Consider the following 18,722-nt stretch of genomic DNA (forward strand, 5'->3'; position numbering starts at 1 on the left):
GCCGCGGTTAGTCGACGGATTTCCGGGAAATCGCCTGCCTGAACGAGAAAAAAGAAAGCCCTTTGATCCCTCTGGCATGACCGCAATGAGAGGAGCGCAGTATCTTGCCGCGAACCGGGACCACGAAAGAGCGGCCGACGGACCTCCGCCTCGTACCGGAACTGCACCACGTGGGCGTGCAGACGGACGACCTCGACAACTGCGTCGCCTGGTACGAGGAGTTCTTCGGCTGCCGGACCAACTGGACGCTGGACACCTTCTGCGACCTGACGCTGAGCCGCCTGCCCGGCATCACCCGGCTGACCGAGGTGATGGTGGCCGGTCTGCGCTTCCACCTCTTCGAACGCACCGGGCACGACGACGCCGTCCCCGGCGCCAACACCCGCCAGTTCCAGCACATCTGCCTGGCCACCGGCTCCCCGGAAGAGCTGCGGGCCTGGCGCGAGCGCTGGTTTCGGCTGTACGAATCCGGCCGCTTCAGCTTCGCCGGCGACGAGTTGCCCACCGACATCGTCATCGACGCGGACGGCGTCCAGAGCTGCTACGTCCTGGACGTCAACGGCCTGGAGTTCGAGTTCGCCTACACACCACCAGGAGGAGACCGATGAACACGCGCGTTCACCGCACCGTCACCGAACTGCCGGTGCCCGACGACTGGGACTTCGGGGACTTCCCCTACGGCCTGGAGCCGCTGACGCTGCCCGAGCCGCCGGCACCGGGTACCGAGACCGCGATATCCGACGTGCGGCCCGCCGACCCCTCCCGCGTGGACCGCAGCGGACCGGGCCCGCGGACCGGCCCTGCCCTCGCCGCCGACGAGATCTCCCACCAGCTGTTCTGGTTCCGCTGGATCACGGGCCACCAGGCGACCTTCGCCATCTGGCAGTTGACCGCGCACGCCCTGCACCAGGCCCGCTCCCACTCCGATCCCGCCCCCTCCCTGCGGGCGATGACGGACCTCACCGACGCCTACACCGCGATGCTGCTGTACACCAGCTCCTGCCCCGCCGACGTCTACGGCACCGTCATCCGGCCCAGCATGTACCTCCAGCACCGCAGCTTCAGCGGCACCTGGGCCCCCGACTTCGTGCCCGTGCGCTCGCTGTTGCGGGGGAAGAAGACCGAGTGGGAGGGAACGCCCGAGGCAGAGCGGCTGAAGAAGGCGGTGCGGATGTACCACGCGGTGCACGCGGGGGTGGCGGCCAAGCTGGTGCCGGGCGGCCGGTCGCTGCTCCAGGAGTCGGCCGCGGAGATCACGCCGACTCGTCCCGAGACCCAGGCGCTCATCTACGACCACTACTTCCTGACCCTGCGGGCGCCGGTCGACGCGACGGAGCTGGTCGACCAGTTGCGGTCCCGGCTGCGCGCGATCACGCAGGACGTGGCGGCCAACGGCCTCTATCCCGGCCTCACCCCGCAGGAGGACGCCGCCTTCCCCGAAGAGCTGCGCTGTGAAGAGGTCCGGCGGGGCTACGAGGAGGGTTTCGCGACCGTCCTGGGCCGGATCGACGCCTCCGCCGGGCAGCTCAGGCCGAGAGTGCTGCACCACAGCGCGCCCTGACCGGACAGCGTGGGACACGGCCAAGCACGACACGACGAAGGAACGAAGGAGGAGTACGCGTGCGGCACGGAGTGGTGATCCTGCCCGAGCGGCGCTGGTCGCGGGCGCGCGAACAGTGGGTCCTGGCCGAGCAACTGGGCTTCGACCACGTCTGGACGTACGACCAGTTGATGTGGCGGTGGCTACGGGACGAGCCCTGGTTCGCCGGCGTCCCCACCCTGGCCGCCGCGGCGGCCGTCACCTCGCGGATCACTCTGGGCACGATGGTCGCCACGCCCACCTATCGCCACCCGGTGACGCTGGCCAAGGAGGTGATGTCGCTGGAGGACATCGCCGGGGGTCGCTTCGTCTGCGGTCTTGGCGCGGGGGCGGGCGGCCTGGACGACCGGGTGGTGGACCCCACCGAGCGGACCCCGCGCCAACGCGCCGACCGTTTTGCCGAGTTCGTCGAGGCCCTGGACCGGCTGCTGACCGAGCGGAGCACCTCGTACGCGGGCGAGCACTACGCCTTCGACGACGTGCCGGTGAATCCCGGGTGCCTGACGCGGCCCCGGGTGCCGTTCGCCGTCGCCGCGACCGGCCCGCGCGGCATGCGGCTCGCGGCCCGACGGGCGGACACCTGGGTCACCGCCGGTCCCCCGGGCCGCTTCGACGCCCTGCCCTACGAGAAGGCGCTGCCGGACATCGCCCGGCAACTGGACCGCCTTGACACGGCGTGCGAGGCGACCGGCCGGGACCCGGCCACGCTGAACCGGCTGCTGCTGACCGGCGCCCTGGTCGGCGGGGTCCTCGACTCCGTCGAGTCCTACCGGGACGCGGTGGGCCGCTTCGGCGAACTGGGCATCACCGACGTGGTGGTGCACTGGCCGCGCGCGTCCTTCCCGTACCAGGGGGACCCACGGGTGCTGGAGGCCGTGGCGGAGGAAGTGCTGCTCAGCCCCGGGCGCCGGACGGCGCCACGGACCGTACCCGTGACGGCCCCGCCGGGCGGCGGAGCGGGCGGTGACCCCTACGGCGAAGGAGAGGGACGTTGATCGCGTACGAGATCGTCGACATGTTCACGGAAACCCCGTACAACGGCTGCGCCCTCGGGGTGGTCCCCGACGCCGCGGATCTCTCGGCAGCGGACATGCTCGCCGTCGCCCGGGAGACCGCCCTGACCGAGACGGTCTTCGTGGTGCCGCCCCGCCTGCCGGGGTCGACGTACGGGGTGCGGGTGATGACCCCGTCAGGCGAGTCGCCGTTCGGCGGCCACAGCGCGGTGGGCACCGCGAGCACGCTGGTGCGCGCCGGACGGCTGGCGGCCGGGGAGGCGGTGCAGGAGTGCGGCGGGCGGCAGCTCACCGTGATCGCGGGGGCCGACGGCTCCACCGTGTCCGTCGCGGGCGAGCCGCTCCTGCGGCCGGAGTGGGACCCCGCCCCGCTGCTGGCGGCGTGCGGTCTGACGGACGCCGACCTGGCGGGCACCCCGCACCTGACCGGCTTCGGGCCGGCGTTCCACGTCCTGCCGGTGGGCGCAAAGGCCCTGGCCCGCGCGGCAGCCGACCTGAGGGACCCGGTCTGGGAGGACTGCCCGGACGCGGTGCTCCTCGCGTGGGACCCCGCGAACCGCACCGCCCGCGTCCGTGTGTTCGCCCCCGGCTACGGCATGCCCGAGGACCCCGCCTGCGCCTCCGCCGCGCTGGGTCTTGGCGTCTGGCTCGGCCGGGAGAAGGCGTTGCCCGGCACCGACGGCCGCCACAGCTTCCAGGTCCGCCAGGGCGAGGACCTGGGCCGCCCTGCCACTCTCTCCTGCACCGTCGACCTCATCGAGGGCCAGGCCCACGCCGCCACGGTCCACGGCCGAGTCACCGCCACCGCGTCCGGCCGGATGACACCCCCCGGACGGCCCTGAGCCGCCAGGGGCCCCACGCGGTACGACCCCGTACGACCCGTACGGCCCTGCGACGAGAAAGGATCCTCCCAGGTGCTCTTCCGACCAGAACTGCACGGCGCTCGCGGCGCCGTGGCCTCCACCCACTGGCTGGCCTCCACAGCGGGCATGTCCATGCTGAACCGCGGCGGCAACGCCTTCGACGCCGCGACCGCCGCCGCCTTCGTCATCCAGGTGGTGGAACCGCATCTCAACGGGCCGGGCGGCGACGTGCCGATCCTCGCCCACCGCTCCGGAAGCGGCTCGGTCGACGTCGTCTGCGGGCAGGGCCCGATGCCGGCGGCGGCGACCGTGGAGGCCTTCACCGAACGGGGTCTGGCCGTCGTTCCCGGTTCCGGACTGCTGCCCGCCGTCGTTCCCGGCGCCGTCGGTGCCTGGCTCCGTCTGCTGAAGGAGTACGGCACGCTGCCTCTGGAGGACGTACTGGAACCGGCGATCGGCTACGCGCAGGACGGCTATCCGGTGCTGCCCAAGTGCGCCGCCATGATCGGCGCGCTCACGGAGCTGTTCCGCGACACCTGGACGGAGTCGGGCCGTACCTACCTGCGCGACGGGGTCGCCCCGCGTGCCGGGGAGCGGGTCACCAACCCGGCCCTTGCGCGCACCTACCGGCGGCTGGTCGCCGAGGCGAAGGCGTCCGGCCCAGGCCGCGAGGGACAGATCGACGCGGCGACGGAGGCGTTCTACGGCGGCTTCGTGGCGGAGGCGATCGACACCTATCTCACCAAGGCCGAGGAGATGGACTCCACCGGCCGCCGCAACAGCGGCCTGCTCACCGGCGCGGACCTCGCGGCGTGGCGGCCGCACGTGGAGCGTCCGCTGACCCTCGATCACCGCTCTCTCACCGTGCACAAGGCGGGGCCCTGGTCGCAGGGCCCGGTCTTCCTCCAGCAGCTCGCCCTGCTGGCCGACGCCGATCTCGCCGCGACGGGTCCGCAGAGCGCGGAGTACGTCCACACGGTGGTCGAGGCCGCCAAGCTCGCCTTCGCCGACCGCGAGGCCTGGTACGGCGATCCGGACCACGCGGATGTGCCGGTCGACGCCCTGCTGGACCCGGCGTACACCGCCGCGCGGCGGGCGCTGCTCGGCGCTCGGGCCTCGCGGGAACTGCGGCCGGGGCGGCCTGGCGGGCGCGAGCCGCTGCTGCCGCCGCTGCACGACGAGAGCGTCGCACCGGCGGACCCGGCCTGGCTGGGCGAGCTGGAACAGGGCATCCCGGCGATCATGAAACTGACCGCTGCGACCAGCGACACGTGCTGCGTCAGCGTCACCGACGCGGCGGGCAACATGGTGGTGGCGACGCCCAGCGGCGGCTGGCTGAAGAGCTCCCCGGTGGTGCCGGGTCTTGGCTTCCCACTGGGCACCCGCGGGCAGATGGCGACCCTCACCCCCGGCCACCCGAACACGCTGGCGCCGGGCAAGCGCCCGCGGACCACCCTCAGCCCGACCCTGGTCCTGCGGGACGGCCGGCCGTACCTGGCGTTCGGGACGCCCGGCGGCGACCAGCAGGACCAGTGGACGCTGAGCTTCTTCCTGCACCACACGGAGCACGGGATGGGCCCGCAGGCGGCGATCGAGGCGCGCACCTTCCACACCGACCACGTGCCCACGTCCTTCGCCCCTCGCCGGTTCCGCCCGGGGACCGTGGTCCTGGAGGGCGGCTGGCCGGCGGCGGAGGTCGAGGCGCTGCGGCGGCGGGGGCACCAGGTGGACCTGGTGGCCGACTACTCGCTCAGCAAGGTGTGCGCCACCGGGCTCACCGGCACCGGTCTTGTGCTGGGCGCGGCCAGTCCGCGCGGCGCGCAGGCGTACGCGGTCGCGGGGTAGCAGAGGAGGACATGGAATGGTTTCCCGAGGGAAATCACCCGTCCTATGCGGAAGGTGCTGACATGGCGGCTCGCCGGAAGAACCACGACGAGGACTTCATCGTGCTGGGCGAGGCCCGGCAGAACAATCTCAAGGGCGTCGACCTGCGCATCCCCAAAGGGAAGCTGACGGTCTTCACCGGGGTGTCCGGGTCGGGGAAGTCCTCGGTGGTCTTCGACACGCTGGCGATCGAGTCGCAGCGGCAGCTCAATGAGACCCTGCCGGCCTTCGTCCGCAACCGGATGCCGAAGTACGAACGGCCGAACGCGGGGGTGATGGAGAACCTCTCCACGGCGATCGTCGTCGACCAGCGGCAGGTCGGCGGCAACGCGCGTTCCACAGTCGGCACGATGACCGAGATCCTGCCCGCGCTGCGGGTGCTGTTCTCCCGCGCGGGCACGCCCAGCGCGGGCCCCTCGCACATGTACTCGCCCAACGACCCGCGCGGCATGTGCGAGGAGTGCCAGGGCCTCGGCACGACGGTCCGCCTGGAACTGGGCAAGCTGCTCGACGAGGACAAGAGCCTCAACGAAGGCGCCATCCGCTTCCCCTCGTTCGCGGTCGGCACCTTCCAGTGGCAGTTGTACGGCGAGTCCGGGCTCTTCGACCCCGACAGGCCGGTGCGCGGCTTCTCCGCGAAGGACCGCGAACTGCTGCTGCACGGGAAGGGGTTCACGGTCGACCGGGCGGGCCGCAACGGCGTTTACAAGAACGAGTACGAGGGCATCGTCGAGCGTTTCACCCGCCGGTACATCACCCCCGGCCTCGACAACGCGAAGAGCAAGGAGCGCGCGGAGATCGAGCGGGTGGTGACCCAGGGCCCCTGCGACGTCTGCCACGGCGGACGGCTGAACGAGGCCGCCCTCGCCTCACGCATCGACGGCGACAACATCGCGGACTTCTCGGCCATGGAGATCACCGACCTGATCGAGCGGCTCGCCCGGATCGACGCGCCCTCCGTCAAGCCGGCTGTGACGGGCGCGCGGGCCGCGCTGGAGCGCGTCCAGTCGGTCGGGCTCGGCTATCTGAGCCTCGGACGGCAGACCAGGACGCTGTCCGGCGGCGAGGCGCAACGGCTGAAGATGGTGCGCCACCTGGGCAGCAGCCTGACCGGGCTGACGTACATCTTCGACGAGCCCAGCGTCGGCCTGCACCCGCGGGACGTGCGGCGGCTGAACGACATCCTGCTCGCCCTGCGCGACAAGGGGAACACCGTGCTGGTCGTGGAGCACGACCGGGATGTCATCGCGATCGCCGACCACGTCGTCGACATGGGCCCGGGGGCCGGGCGCGACGGCGGCGAGGTGACGTTCGAGGGCACCCCGGCGGGGCTGCGCCGCTCCGGCACCGTCACCGGGAAACAGCTGCGGAGCGTGACCGGGCTCAAGGAGGCGGTCCGCTCCCCGACCGGCGAACTGACCGTCCGGGCGGCGAACCTGCACAATCTGCGAGACGTCACGGTCGGCTTCCCCACCGGGGTGCTCACCGCGGTGACCGGCGTGGCCGGTTCCGGCAAGAGCACTCTCGTATCGAAGGTGTTCCTCGCGCAGCACCCGGAAGCGGTGGTGATCGACCAGTCGTCGGTGGGCATCTCCACGCGGTCCAACCCGGCGACGTACACCGACATCATGGACAGCCTGCGCCAGCGGTTCGCGCGTGTCTCGGGCGAGAAGCCGGGGCTGTTCAGCTTCAACTCCGAGGGCGCCTGTCCGGAGTGCGGCGGCAAGGGAGTCATCGAAACCGACCTTGCCTTCATGGACCCGGTGACCACGGTGTGCGAACGCTGCGAGGGGCGCCGGTTCAATGACGAGGCCCTGCGCCACACCGTGCACGGCCGGACGGTCGTCGATGTCCTCGCCATGACCGCCGAGGAGGCGTCGGACTTCTTCGACGACGCGCCCGTACGGCGCAAGCTGGCTCTTCTCGCCGAGGTCGGACTCGGCTACCTCACCCTGGGCCAGCCGCTGTCCACGCTCTCCGGCGGCGAGCGGCAGCGGCTCAAGCTGGCGCACCGCCTGAAGGAGACCGGCACCGTCTACGTCTTCGACGAGCCGACCACGGGGCTGCACATGAGTGACACGCGCCGACTCCTGTGCCTGTTCGACCGGCTCGTGGACGGCGGCAACACGGTGCTGGTGATCGAGCACGACCTGGACGTCGTCAAGCACGCCGACTGGGTGGTGGATCTCGGCCCGGAGGCGGGCAGCCAGGGCGGCCGGGTGGTGTTCGAGGGCACGCCCGCCGAACTGGCCGGGTCGAAGGACTCGCACACGGGCCGCAGTCTCGCGGCCGACCTGCGGACCGCCCGCAGGCAACTCCCGTCCTGAGACGTCGTCCCGGGTGTCCCGGGACCGCGACGGAAAGTCGTTCGAGCACCGTGACAGAAATCGGATCGGAAGGAGTCGGGCATGCCCCTCATCCGGGTCACCCTGCTGGAGGGCCGGTCCCCGCAGGAGGTGGCCGCGCTCGGCGAGGCACTCACGGCCGCCGCGCACGAGGCGCTCGGCACACCGGCGGAGGCCGTCCGGGTGATCGTGGAGGAGGCGCCTGCGGACCACTGGTTCGTGGGGGGCCGGTCCATGGCCGAGCGGCGCGCCTCCCCCTCATGACGCTCCCCGCGGCCGCCGGGGCGGGCGGACCGCCGGTTCAGCGGACGGCGGTCCCGCGCGGGCTGCGGTCGGCGCGCGCAAAGCGCTCCCGGATCTGCTCGACGCGCTCCGGGGACCAGGAGGCCAGGTCGTCGCGGGTGAGGCGGCCGCTGCGGGTGATCAGGTGGGCGTTGAACGCCTCCGGTTCGAGGTCCGCGTACCGCTCCAGTTCCTCGAACCACTCCTGGCTCGTCCGCGCGGTGCGCTGCATGGCCTCGACCTCCGGCAGGCGCGCGGCCTGGTAGGCGGCGAGCGCCTCGGGAACCGACCCGTGGTCGTCCAGCGCCAGGGCGAGCGCCAGGCCGTCCTCCATGGCGAGCCGGGTGCCCGAGCCGACGGAGAAGTGGGTGGTGTGCGCACTGTCGCCGAGGAGAGCGACAGAGCCGTGGCTCCAGCGCCGGTTGTGGACGGAGACGAAGCGGCCCCAGCGCGACCGGTTGGTGCGCAGCCCGTGCCCGTCCAGGACGTCGGCGAAGAGGTCGGCGAGCCGGTCCGTGTCACTCCTCCCGGAGGTGTCCGGCACATCGGTGTCGCCTTCGGTGAACCCGGCGGCCTCCCACACCCGGTCGTCGACCTCGGCGATGAAGGTGCTGAGGCCGGGGGCGTAGGGGTAGGCGTGGGCGTGCAGCGTGCCGTGCTCCGTCTCGGCGACGGCGAAGGTCAGGGCGGTGAAGGGCCGTTCGGTGCCGAGCCACAGGTAGCGGGAGCCGCGTCGGGTGGTCTCGGTACCGAACTCCTCCCGACGGGCCTCGCGGGTCGCGGAGTTGACGCCGTCGGCCGCCACCACCAGGTCGTACGTCCGGGCCAGCACGTCCGCCTCGGGGGCGCGGGTGCCGTGGCGGACGGTGACGCCGAGGTCGGCGCAACGGTCGCGCAGCATGGCCAGCAGGGCGCGGCGGCCGATCGCCGAGAAGCGGTAGCCACCGTTGCGCGAGGTGCGGCCCCGGTGGTGGACGTCGATCCTCGACCAGTGGGCGCACTCGTCGCCGAGCGCGGCGAACAGCGCGGGGTCGGCCGCCTCGATACCGCCGAGCGCACCCTCCGAGAAGACGACGCCGAAGCCGAAGGTCTCGTCGGGGGCGTTCACCTCCCATACGTCGATCTCGCTTCGCGGCCGCAGCCGTTTGACGAGCGCAGCCGTGTAAAGGCCGCCGGGTCCGGCTCCGCTGATCGCGATTCGCATGACACCTCACGGGTACTCGGTCGGGTGGCGGGGGGTGTGCGCGAGGGACGGCAAGTGGCCCCTCCTACGGTCTACTTGTTGCCCGTAGGGCCGAAGTTATGAGCCGCACCGGAGAACCCAATGCCTCGGGCGGGCCGCCGCCGCGCGGCCGACCGGAAGGGAGTGCGGTCGATGAGGCCGACGACGGACGCGGACGTGCTGGAGCGGCTGTACGGGGCTGACGTGCCGCCCTTCGCGCTGCTCCACAGGCAGCGTCCCGGCCTGCGCGAACGGGCCCCGGTTGAGCTGCTGTTCGGGGACATGGAAACCGTCCGGTCGCTGGACGAAGCGGCCGCACCGAACGACGCGCCCGGTCCGGGGCTGCTGGCCCTGCTGCCCTTCCGGCACCTGGCTGAACACGGCCTGCCGTGCCACGACGACGGTACGCCGCTGCGGCTGCTGCGGGTACGCGAGCACCACCTCCTGCCCGAGGACGCGTTCACCGGCCGGCACCCCGCCGCGGCACCGCCGGTGGAGTGGCGGGACGCCGGGTTCACGACGAGCGAAGCTCAGTACGAGGACCTGGTGCGGGAGTTCGCCGACTCGGACGCGGCCCGCGGCGGGCTGAACGTCCTGCTGCGCCGGGACTGGTCCGCGCGACTGCCGGGATTCCGGCCCGCGGTGGCCGTGGAACTGTTCCGGCGGCTGCTGACCGCGGAGTCGGGCGCGTACTGGACCTTCGTCGTGCACACCGGGGGCCCCCGGCCGGTCACCCTGGTGGGCGCGACCCCGCAGGGGCATGTGGGCGTCGAGGGCTGCCGTGTGGTGATGAATCCGCTGTGCGGCACCTACCGGCGCCCGCCGGAAGGGCCGCGCGCCGAGGACCTGCTCGCCTTCCTCGCCGACCGCAAGGAGGCGGAGGAGCTGGCGACCACGGTGGACGCGGAGCTGGCGGTGCTGTGCCGGCTGGCCGGGCCCGGGGTGCGGGTGGAGGGGCCGTTCCTGCGCGGGATGGCGCATCTGCTGCACACACAGTGCCGGATCAGCGGACCCGCGGCGGCCGGGGCGCGGGAGACCCTCGCACGGGCCCTGTTCGCGTCGACGGTGGTGGGCAGCCCGTTCGCGGAGGCGTGCGAGACCATTCACGGCTACGAAACGACCGGACGCGGCTACTACGGCGGTCTCCTCGCGCTGATCGGCCGCGACGGGGCGGGGGCGGAGGAGCTGGACTCGGCGGCGGTGATCCGGACCCTGATCGTGGATCACCGGGGCGAGGCACGCCTGTCGGTGGGAGCGACCGTGGGCGGCCGGTCGTCGCCGGCGGCCGAGGCGGCCGAGACACGGACCAAGGCCCAGGCCGTGCTGACCGCCCTCAAGGCGCGACCGGCATCCGCCGAGCGGGCGCGCACACCGCCCTCCCCCGCCACACCGGGCCCTGATGACCTCCACAGCGCCGTACAGGAGGCGCTGGCCCGGCGGCACGCGGCGCTGTCGTCGTTCTGGACCAAGGGCACCGCCACACCGTCCACGGGCGGCCCGGCAGTGCTGGTACTCGACCCGGGCGGCGACGCCCGCGCCGAACTGGCCGCCCTGCTGCACCTGGTGACCGCCGTGCACGGCCCCGCCGAGGTGATCCGCCACGACGACCCCGGCGCGGCCGGCACCCTGGTCCGGCACCCGGGGCCCGTGCTGCTGGCGTCCGGTCCCGGCCGCCCCGACGACCCCGGCTGCGCGCGTATGGCGGCGCTGCGCCGGACAGCCGCACTCCTGGTCCGGGACCGGCCGCCCGGCGGGCCACCGGTGGCCGGGGTGGGCCTCGGCTTCCAGCTGCTGGCGCTGGCCACCCTGCCGGACGCCCGGGTCGTGGCCAGGTCCGGCGGCGCCGGACTGGCGCGGGAGATGGACTTATTCGGACGACCGGTCACCGCCGCCTTCCGCAACACCTGCACGATCGTCTCAGGACCGGACCGGCACGAGCTGATCTCGCTGCACGAACAGGCCGTACGGGGTGTGCAGTTCCGCCCGGAGTCGGTGCTGACCACCGATGGGGCCGGGGTGCTGCGCCGACTGCTCGGCTGACTCCCCCGGCCCCGCCGGCGCGGGCTCAGGACACGTCGGCCGCCGCGCCGAGTTCCACCAGAGTGCGGGCCGCGGACTCCAACGCGAAGGTCATCGAGCCGCCGTTGGGCTCGAACCCGGCGTGGTCACCGGCGAAGTGGACCCGTCCCTCGGGCCTGCGGATCACCGGCATCAGGGCGCTGTGCCCGCGCTCGGGCAGGAAGTACGCGCCCTCGGCGTAGGGGCGCTGGTCCCAGCAGACGGACGTGCCGGTCTCGAAGTGGTCGCGAGCGCCCGGCAGCATCCGCTCGACCTCGGTGAGGACGAAGCCGAGGCGCTCCTCCTCGGTCATGACCGACACCGCCCGGGCCCGCCATCCTGTCATCAGGCACTCCAGAATCTTGCGGGGTCCAGGGAGTTGGGGGGTGGCGTCGCGTATCCAGCGTATGGGCAGGTCGGTGGAGAAGCTGGCGTTGTGCTGCGGCCAGAACTGGCGGCGCATCTGGAGGTAGACGCGGACGATCGAGGCGTACTTCACCCGGCGCATCACGTCGTGCTTGGCGTCGGAGAGGCCCGCGTCGGTGAAATCGATGTGCCGGATCGTGCTGAACGGGACGGTGACGACGACGCGTTCGGCCTCCAGGGTCTCCAGGCGGCCGTTGGCGAGGACGGTGACCCGGGCCCGCTCCGCGTCCTGTTCGACGCGAACCACCGGACGGCGGTAGTGAATACGGCTCTTGAGCCGCTCGGCGAAGGCCTGCGGGAAGCGGTCGGTGCCGTCCTTCACCTTGGCCCAGCGGGGGTCGGCGTTGCCCAGCGAATGCGGGCTCGCCTCGTGGCGCAGCCAGGACAGCGCGGACGCCGCCTTCAGGTCGCCGCCGCGCATTTCCAGGAAGAGCGGCTCCATGAGGTCGATGGCCGCCTGGGAGGCGCCCCGGTCGGTGAGAACCTCGTGCACGGAGAGCTGGTCGTAGGGGCCGAGGCGCTGAGTGACCGCCCAGTCGGGGGCGCTCAGATCGGGCTGGAGGCTGTCGGCGACGGCGGAGACGTAGCGCTCGATCATGCCGTTGACGCCGAGGTCCTTCTCGTGCGGGTGCAGGTCGAGGCCGGCTCCGGCGACCGCGTCCGGGTCGGGGGTGAAGAAGCGGCCCCGGGCGAAGTAGGAGAACGTGGTGCCGAAGAGGTCGGCGGTGTCCGTCTCGACGCCGAGTTCGCGCAGGTAGTGCATGGCGTAGTGGCAGTGCGGGGTGAGCGTCATCGCGCCGGCCTCGGCGTGCAGGCCGTCGGCGAACGGCGCCCTCAGTGTGTACGCGCGCCCGCCGGGCCGGTCGGACGCCTCCAGGACCGTCACCTCGCAGTCCCGGGCGGCGAGTTCGTGGGCGACGGCCAGTCCGGCGAGCCCGGCGCCGACGACGATGACGGACCGCGGGGGCCGAAGCCCCGGTAGCCCGCTGTCGAAGGCACGGCGTACTTCGGTCTGGGTGGCTTCCCGCATGGAGTGCTCCGTTTCCGTGGTTCGGTGACTCGACGGCTCCGCGGCCGGGTTCTTCAACGGCTCCATGGCCGAACACCCGTACCCGTGGCGCTCTCCGCTCGTCTACCACCTGCCGCCGAAGCCATGTGCCGACCGCCCCGGTGGAGCTGTCGCTGTCCGCCGAGCGGCGCGCTGCACGGCCCGCTCGACCACGGCCGCCTGGACGTGAACCGGATACGCGACCTGCTGGTTTCAGTGCCGGTACGACGATCTGCCGCCGGCCCGTCACATCCCGACCAGTGGTCTCCCGCAGGGGCTTGCTGAACCTGGTCGACGTGGACGTCTCGATCAGCGGACACGGAAGCGGCACGGCGAACGCGGCAGACTTGTGTCTCACAGCTCACCCGCTGGTACTGGGGACCAACGCGGACCAACGCGGCACAGGTGCGCGGCGGAGATGAAGCCGCTGAGGTGTGGCAGGCCAGCGCCCGCCTGGTGCGATGGATGGGAGGGGGTACGGATACGCCTGGTCAATGGCGAAGGCGGCAGGTCCTGGTCCCCCATGTTCTGGCTGCCGAAGCCGATGAGCTACTCAGGTTGATGATGGAACGAGCCGCCGTTCTACCGGAAACCCGTCCCGTAGTCGGTGCGATTCGTGGCCAGTACTACGAGGCCATCGGCGATGTGGACGAGGTGTCGGCCGGGAGCGACTCTCTGGTAAGCCTCGCGAGCCTCGTCGACGCACGAGCTGCGGGGGTTGCTGCGCGATCAGCTGGGCGTGAGCGGAAACATCGGCTTACTCATCGTCGAGTTGCACATCGCGCTCGCCCGCCTGTTCATCGCGCAGGAGGACTTCACACGGGCCAAGGAGCAGCTAGGACGGTCCCCCTCTGGAACGCCCGGTGCCTGTGCGCCCAAGGTCGCTGCGCAGAGGGGAAGCCGGCCGGACACGAACATCGACTCTCAGCACATACGGAAAGCGACAAAGCAATCGGGCCCGAACTCTCTTGAGGCGCCTCCATCGAGCAAGCCCCATGGGGAGAATTGAGCCGCATGGGGAGCGCCTGGGGAGAACCGGCGACACAAGGCTGAATGAGCGTGAAAGAGTCAGAAAGACATTCCCCCAGTTCAGACCACCTCAGCAGCTCAAATTCCCTGGTCAACGGGGCGCGGTAGACGGCTTCAAGAAGATCTCCTCTTGGGCGGCCATTCTGTTTGCACCCACACTCGTTGGAACTATCTACGGCATGAATTTTGACCGCATTCCGGAGCTGGATTGGAGGTTCGGATACCCCTTCGCGGTTGGCCTCATGGGGATTGTTTGCGCCATTTTGTACGTGATTTTCAAGCGTCGGGACTGGCTCTAGTGGCGGGTAGTCGCCCCAACACTCGGCAGCCGAGGCCGTGCTCGTTCCTCAGTCAGTTCAGCCCTCTTGTCCGAACGCAAACTCGATCCAGTTGGAGAATTCGCAAGCCAGATGCCAGCGGTGCGCAACGAGCATGCGGGGTGCGATCGCGCGAGGGAATTCGACGCATACTCGGGCGCGGAAGCCGCCTGGCTCGTCGTTGAATTGGTGACGGACCCCGCCGATGGGCAGGCCCGCCTCAGTGAGGGCGACGCCTGCGGTTTGGACGGCGAATCCGGTGTCCCGTGGCGTGACCAGTGACGAGGTGTCTTCGTAGTCGACGAAGAACCGGTTGGCCATGGGGCTGCCCCCAGTGGTCTCGATGACCTCTTGCCGTCCGTGGAGGTCGGTCTGGATGAGGAAGTGGTCGGGATTGGCGGCGACCATGCTGCGCGTGTAGTCCTCGCGCTCAATGTCATCGAACCACTGCACGAACTCTGCAGCGCTGCCACCAGTAACGTGCAGGTCGCACATGCTCGTGGCTCGGCGTCCCCTGGACAGGCGAGCCGTGGCTCGGGTGACCGCGCGGGCGAGGCGGAGGTCGCGCGACAAGCGCCGCCGAATCTCCTCCGGGCTCATGGAAAGCTTGCCGTCGGCGAATGTCAGGCGCTGCTGTGTGAGCTCGCCGGTCGGGACGTCCAGTCCGATCTTGGCTGCGGCTCTGGGAAGGCGCTTCGCCTCCCAGTCGAGAACTGCGGCGCGGGTCACCTCCCTCCCGTTGAGCACCGCTCGAATCGAGATCCGGTCTTTTCCCATCGGTTTCCTTCGGATCGGGGGCTGTTGACGCCGTGGTCAGGTGCTCGGTTGGGCCGCGAGACCGGCCCGGGGTTCGGCGACCGGCTCCGGTGCGTGTCCACCGGTACGGGGCAGCAACAGGGTCACCACCGCCGCCAGAGCGAAGAAGGCGGCACACACCATGAGGCCACCACTGAACCCGATCGAGCCCGCGAGGCCGGCGAGGCCGAAGGGCGCGAACGCGGACACGCCACGGCCGACGTTGAAGCAGAATCCTGCGCCCGTGGCACGAGTCCGGGTGGGGAACAGTTCGCCGAGGTAGGACCCGAACAGACCGAAGAAGGCAGTGAAGGCGCCGAACAGTGGACCGAGCCACAGGAGGGGCGTCTGGTGGGTGGTGAGGGCATAGACGGGCATCGTGACGGCGACCCCCAGGAGGGTGAGAATGATCGTCCGGCGTCGGCCGATCCGGTCCGCGAGTATCCCGAAGCCGTTGTAGCCGAGGAACATGCCCAGGTTCAGGATCGTCACGAACAGGGACACCGAGCCTGAGGGCAGGTCGCGTTCGTCGGTGAGGTAGGTCGGCAGCCAGGTCGTCGCGCCCCAGTAGCCGGTCAGGGCGAGCGCTGCCATGAGCGTGCCCAGCAGGGTCGTGCGGCGCAGCGGGCCTGTCAACACGTCGCGTACCGAGACGAAGTCGGTGGTGTTCTCTGCCCTTTGGGCCGCCCAGCCGGCTGACTCCCGGAAGCAGACGAGGACGATGAGCACAGGGACGATCACGGCCGTGCCGGCGATGAGGAACATCAGCCGCCAGTTCGGGAGAAGGGGGCCGGAGATGACGGCGGCGAGTGCGCCTCCGGCCGGGAAGGCGCTGATCACGAACGCCGCGGCCCGGCCACGGCTCTTGGCGGGCCAGGTCTCGACCACGTAGGCGGACACGACGCTCCACACGGCGCCGAGTCCGATACCGGCGAGGAAACGCAGGATCAGGAAGACGGTGAAGTTCGGTACGACGATGAGGGCGGCCGTGAACAGGCCGAAGGTGACCAGTGATGCGATCAGTGCCTTCTTACGGCCGAAGTTGTCCGCCACGTACCCGCCCGCCACGCTGCTGACGCCGATGCCCAGGAGGGTGGCGGTGGCGAGGAGGCCCGCCTGGGTCACCGACAGACCCATGTCCTGCCGGATGTCGGGGAGGGCCAGGGACAGGAGGACGATCTCCAACGCGTCGAACAGGTAGGCCAGGAAACAGCCGCCGAGCACAATCCACCGAGTACGTCGCATCGTTACACCTCCGAGCGTGCTGCCGGTGAACGCGGGCAGCACTGATCAGCTTGTGGTCTGAGGGTGAGCAGTCCCTTGTGGGACGGATGGGGGGCCGAGGCCCGGCCGCAGCCGTGCAGAAGGCTTGCGGCCGGGGGCGGCCTGCAGTGCCGCGTCAAGCGGGAGCCGCCCACGCGGGGAGGCGCCGGAGGCGGTCAGCCGGCGTCGTCGGGAACGAGCACGAGGTCGAAGGTCATGCTCGTCCAGGCGCTCTGCGGTTGTGATCCGTCAGGCGCCGTTCCTGCGGTGTGGTGCTCGGCTTCCACGACAAGACTGTCCTTGACGCCGAACACGGCGTCGGAGCCGAGGTAGGGGTCGCCTGCCACGAAGATGTGGGTGATCAGGGTGCGGTGCCCCGGTGTGGTGGCCTTGAAGTGCAGGTGCGCCGGCCGCATCGGGCCGCGGCCGGCGGCGGTGAGCAGGTCGCCGACCGGGCCATCGTGCGGGATCGGATACGGCGTGGGCAGGACCGTCCAGAACCGATAGGTGCCGTCGGGCCCCGTTCGCAGCCAGCCGCGCCCCGCGGAACGGTCGCCGGGGTATTGGACGTCGTAGAAGCCGTCCTCGTCGGCTCCCCAGACATCCAGTCGCACGCCGCTGATCGGGCTGCCGTCCCCGGACCGCACCTGACCTGATACGTAGCACGGGGTGCCCGCCGCCCCGTGTGCGATGTCGCCGCCGAGCGGCACCTCGGGGGCGCCGTCGACGAAGAAGGGTCCGAACACCGTCGCCTCGGTCGCCCCGGGTGTTTTCGGCTCGTTGATGGCGACGGCCAGCATGGAAAGGCCGAGGACATCGGACAGCAGGATGAACTCCTGGCGGCGGTCGTCGGTGATGTGTCCGGCGCGGGTGAGGAAATCGATCGCCGTCTCCCACTCCCGTTCGGTGAGCCGGACGTCGCGGGCGAAGTAGTGCAGGTGGCGGACAAGGCTCTGCATGACCTCGCGAAGACGTGGGTCGGCGGTCTCGTCGAAGCTGGCGAGAACCTCGTCGGTGACCGCCTGTTCCCGGCCGTCGGCCCCGGAGTGCTCGATGGTCATGCGTTCCCCCTCGCGGGTTCGGTACCGGCCCATGCCGCGTGCACCAGCTCCCTGAGACCGTCAGCCGTGACAGCGCGCGGATTGTCGGCGGGCGCGAGCGCGAGAATGTCGTCGAGGACGGTGTCGATGTCGCCCTCCCCCAGGCCGAGTTCCCGCAGGCCGGTCGGCACGCCGAGCTTCGCGCCGAGCTCATGGAGCCCGCAGGCCGGGTCGGGCTTGCCGAGCGCGGCGGCGATGCGGGCGGCAGCCTCGGGCGCGTCCGCGGAGTTGAAGGCCAGCACGTGCGGGAGCACGATCGCGTGGGTCTGAGCGTGCGGCAGGTCGAACGCGCCGCCCAGGACGTGGCAGATCTTGTGGTGGAGGCCGGATCCAGCGACGGCGAACGCCGACCCGGCGAGATAGGCGCCCAGAAGCAGCTCGGTCCGGGCGTCGCCGTCGGTGGGGTCGGCGGCGACGGCAGGCAGGCCGACCGCGAGGTGCCGGATGCCGTCCTCGGCCACCGTGCTGGAGACCGGGTTGCGTCGAGGGGCCCAGAACGCCTCGACGCAGTGGGCCATGGCGTTGAGACCGCTGGCCACCGACAGGGCGGCAGGGAGCGTCAGGGTCAGGTCGGGGTCGTAGACGACGGTCCGCGGGAGGACCCGCGGGTCTGTGCCGGTCGTCTTGCGGGTCCCCTCCGTCAGGCCCCACACAGGTGTGACCTCGGAGCCCGCATAAGTGGTGGGCACGGCCACGATCGGCAGTCCGGTGGTCAGGGCGACCGCCTTGGCGGTGCCCGTCGTCGACCCGCCGCCCACGCACAGCACCAGGTCGGCACCAACCGCTGCTGCACGGGCGCGCTCGGCGACCTCGACGGGGACGTGCGGCCGGACTTCGGTGAACGTGGCCGCGACCCGGTCGGCGAACGGGGCACACAGTTCGCGCGCCAGACCGGTCTCGGATCCGGCGGCGATGAGCAGGATCCGCCTCGCCCCGAACGCGTCGATCTCGTCCAGGAGGGCGCGGCGCGCGACGCCGGGGCCGAACACCACGCGTCCGGGCAGTGCGTCGTAGGTGAATGTGCGCATCAGACCTCCTCGGACAGGACGGTGGGCTCAGGCAGGACGGTGGGCTGGTAGGCAAGGAGCAGCCAGCGGTCGCTCTCGCGCACCCACACGGCCAGACACCGGTTCGCCAGCGTCTTGCGCACCCCGCCCGCGGTGAGGTCGGCATGCATCTCCCCGACCACCACGGCGGTCTCCCCCGACACGATGATCCGGTCCACCGGGTGTTCAATGTGGTGGTACACGTAGTGACCCGACCCGAGTTTCTCCCGGTACGAGTCCAGAGTGTCCACCACCGCGTTCGAATGGGTGTAGGCGAGCTCGGGGTGGGCGAGCGCGGTGAAGGCTTCGATGTCGCCCGTGATCACCGCTTCGTAGCGGGCGTCCTCCAGGGTGCGGATCGTCGCCCTGACACCGGTGGCGGTGGGGATGCTGCTTGCAGTCATGGAACTCTTTCTTTCTTCTGTCAGGCT

15 protein-coding genes and 1 pseudogene are annotated in these 18,722 nt (G+C 71.1%); 9 read left to right on the forward strand and 7 right to left on the reverse strand.

What is annotated here, in order from left to right:
* Positions 1-104 precede the first annotated feature (104 nt).
* From ACWFRJ_RS13835 to ACWFRJ_RS13865, 7 genes are all read left to right on the forward strand, one after another.
* Positions 105-608: a VOC family protein gene (locus tag ACWFRJ_RS13835; RefSeq protein ID WP_453528729.1), complete on the forward strand. Its 504-nt coding sequence runs from the start codon at positions 105-107 to the stop codon at positions 606-608.
* Entirely contained in the window at positions 605-1,561 is a 957-nt protein-coding gene (locus ACWFRJ_RS13840; RefSeq protein ID WP_453528732.1) for a hypothetical protein, read from the forward strand. Before ACWFRJ_RS13835 ends, ACWFRJ_RS13840 begins: the two co-directional genes overlap by 4 nt.
* Positions 1,562-1,620: 59 nt before the next feature.
* Complete coding sequence (locus ACWFRJ_RS13845) at positions 1,621-2,595, forward strand: LLM class flavin-dependent oxidoreductase (RefSeq protein ID WP_453528734.1); 975 nt, start codon at positions 1,621-1,623, stop codon at positions 2,593-2,595.
* Positions 2,592-3,455, forward strand: coding sequence for a PhzF family phenazine biosynthesis protein (locus tag ACWFRJ_RS13850; RefSeq protein ID WP_453528737.1), 864 nt, complete (start codon positions 2,592-2,594; stop codon positions 3,453-3,455). Before ACWFRJ_RS13845 ends, ACWFRJ_RS13850 begins: the two co-directional genes overlap by 4 nt.
* Before the next feature lie 72 nt (positions 3,456-3,527).
* On the forward strand, positions 3,528-5,321 hold the full coding sequence (locus ACWFRJ_RS13855) for a gamma-glutamyltransferase family protein (protein WP_453528740.1): 1,794 nt from the start codon (positions 3,528-3,530) through the stop codon (positions 5,319-5,321).
* A gap of 62 nt (positions 5,322-5,383) precedes the next feature.
* Complete coding sequence (locus ACWFRJ_RS13860; protein ID WP_453528743.1) at positions 5,384-7,687, forward strand: ATP-binding cassette domain-containing protein; 2,304 nt, start codon at positions 5,384-5,386, stop codon at positions 7,685-7,687.
* An 81-nt stretch (positions 7,688-7,768) separates the two neighbouring features.
* Positions 7,769-7,969, forward strand: a complete 201-nt coding sequence (locus ACWFRJ_RS13865; RefSeq protein WP_453528746.1) for a tautomerase family protein — start codon at positions 7,769-7,771, stop codon at positions 7,967-7,969.
* A gap of 37 nt (positions 7,970-8,006) precedes the next feature.
* Here ACWFRJ_RS13865 and ACWFRJ_RS13870 read toward each other — a convergent pair whose 3' ends face one another.
* A complete protein-coding gene (locus ACWFRJ_RS13870) occupies positions 8,007-9,191 on the reverse strand; it encodes an FAD-dependent monooxygenase (RefSeq protein ID WP_453528749.1) in 1,185 nt (394 codons plus the stop codon).
* Positions 9,192-9,362: 171 nt separating this feature from the next.
* Between ACWFRJ_RS13870 and ACWFRJ_RS13875 the strand changes: the two genes are divergently transcribed.
* The gene (locus ACWFRJ_RS13875; protein WP_453528752.1) at positions 9,363-11,249 is read left to right on the forward strand and encodes a chorismate-binding protein; all 1,887 of its coding nucleotides are present in this window, start codon (positions 9,363-9,365) and stop codon (positions 11,247-11,249) included.
* 25 nt (positions 11,250-11,274) lie between these two features.
* Here ACWFRJ_RS13875 and ACWFRJ_RS13880 read toward each other — a convergent pair whose 3' ends face one another.
* Entirely contained in the window at positions 11,275-12,723 is a 1,449-nt protein-coding gene (locus tag ACWFRJ_RS13880) for a flavin monoamine oxidase family protein (protein ID WP_453528755.1), read from the reverse strand.
* A 1,163-nt stretch (positions 12,724-13,886) separates the two neighbouring features.
* On the opposite strand from ACWFRJ_RS13880, the pseudogene ACWFRJ_RS13885 reads away from it, so the two are divergent.
* A pseudogene (locus ACWFRJ_RS13885) lies at positions 13,887-14,069 on the forward strand (CorA family divalent cation transporter); the annotation flags it as partial.
* Between the two features lie 57 nt (positions 14,070-14,126).
* Here the strand turns inward: ACWFRJ_RS13885 and ACWFRJ_RS13890 are convergent.
* The 5 genes from ACWFRJ_RS13890 to ACWFRJ_RS13910 all read right to left on the reverse strand — a co-directional run bounded on the left by ACWFRJ_RS13890 (position 14,127) and on the right by ACWFRJ_RS13910 (position 18,695).
* On the reverse strand, positions 14,127-14,864 hold the full coding sequence (locus ACWFRJ_RS13890) for a hypothetical protein (RefSeq protein WP_453528758.1): 738 nt from the start codon (positions 14,862-14,864) through the stop codon (positions 14,127-14,129).
* A gap of 36 nt (positions 14,865-14,900) precedes the next feature.
* On the reverse strand, positions 14,901-16,127 hold the full coding sequence (locus ACWFRJ_RS13895) for an MFS transporter (protein ID WP_453528760.1): 1,227 nt from the start codon (positions 16,125-16,127) through the stop codon (positions 14,901-14,903).
* Positions 16,128-16,321: 194 nt separating this feature from the next.
* Complete coding sequence (locus tag ACWFRJ_RS13900) at positions 16,322-17,206, reverse strand: intradiol ring-cleavage dioxygenase (RefSeq protein ID WP_453528763.1); 885 nt, start codon at positions 17,204-17,206, stop codon at positions 16,322-16,324.
* Complete coding sequence (locus ACWFRJ_RS13905) at positions 17,203-18,273, reverse strand: maleylacetate reductase (protein ID WP_453528766.1); 1,071 nt, start codon at positions 18,271-18,273, stop codon at positions 17,203-17,205. Before ACWFRJ_RS13905 ends, ACWFRJ_RS13900 begins: the two co-directional genes overlap by 4 nt.
* Complete coding sequence (locus ACWFRJ_RS13910; RefSeq protein WP_453528768.1) at positions 18,273-18,695, reverse strand: nuclear transport factor 2 family protein; 423 nt, start codon at positions 18,693-18,695, stop codon at positions 18,273-18,275. The genes ACWFRJ_RS13905 and ACWFRJ_RS13910 overlap by 1 nt, the downstream gene beginning before the upstream one ends.
* Positions 18,696-18,722: the final 27 nt, after the last annotated feature.

Source organism: Streptomyces sp. NPDC055239, from assembly GCF_053606205.1.

What these genes read in the sequence shown, in the direction of transcription:
- ACWFRJ_RS13905 (WP_453528766.1), bottom strand. Translation starts at nt 18,273, where the DNA reads ATGCGCACATTCACCTACGACGCACTGCCCGGACGCGTGGTGTTCGGC.
- ACWFRJ_RS13860 (WP_453528743.1), top strand. Translation starts at nt 5,384, where the DNA reads ATGGCGGCTCGCCGGAAGAACCACGACGAGGACTTCATCGTGCTGGGC.
- ACWFRJ_RS13880 (WP_453528755.1), bottom strand. Translation starts at nt 12,723, where the DNA reads ATGCGGGAAGCCACCCAGACCGAAGTACGCCGTGCCTTCGACAGCGGG.
- ACWFRJ_RS13870 (WP_453528749.1), bottom strand. Translation starts at nt 9,191, where the DNA reads ATGCGAATCGCGATCAGCGGAGCCGGACCCGGCGGCCTTTACACGGCT.
- ACWFRJ_RS13865 (WP_453528746.1), top strand. Translation starts at nt 7,769, where the DNA reads ATGCCCCTCATCCGGGTCACCCTGCTGGAGGGCCGGTCCCCGCAGGAG.
- ACWFRJ_RS13840 (WP_453528732.1), top strand. Translation starts at nt 605, where the DNA reads ATGAACACGCGCGTTCACCGCACCGTCACCGAACTGCCGGTGCCCGAC.
- ACWFRJ_RS13900 (WP_453528763.1), bottom strand. Translation starts at nt 17,206, where the DNA reads ATGACCATCGAGCACTCCGGGGCCGACGGCCGGGAACAGGCGGTCACC.
- ACWFRJ_RS13895 (WP_453528760.1), bottom strand. Translation starts at nt 16,127, where the DNA reads ATGCGACGTACTCGGTGGATTGTGCTCGGCGGCTGTTTCCTGGCCTAC.
- ACWFRJ_RS13875 (WP_453528752.1), top strand. Translation starts at nt 9,363, where the DNA reads ATGAGGCCGACGACGGACGCGGACGTGCTGGAGCGGCTGTACGGGGCT.
- ACWFRJ_RS13890 (WP_453528758.1), bottom strand. Translation starts at nt 14,864, where the DNA reads ATGGGAAAAGACCGGATCTCGATTCGAGCGGTGCTCAACGGGAGGGAG.
- ACWFRJ_RS13910 (WP_453528768.1), bottom strand. Translation starts at nt 18,695, where the DNA reads ATGACTGCAAGCAGCATCCCCACCGCCACCGGTGTCAGGGCGACGATC.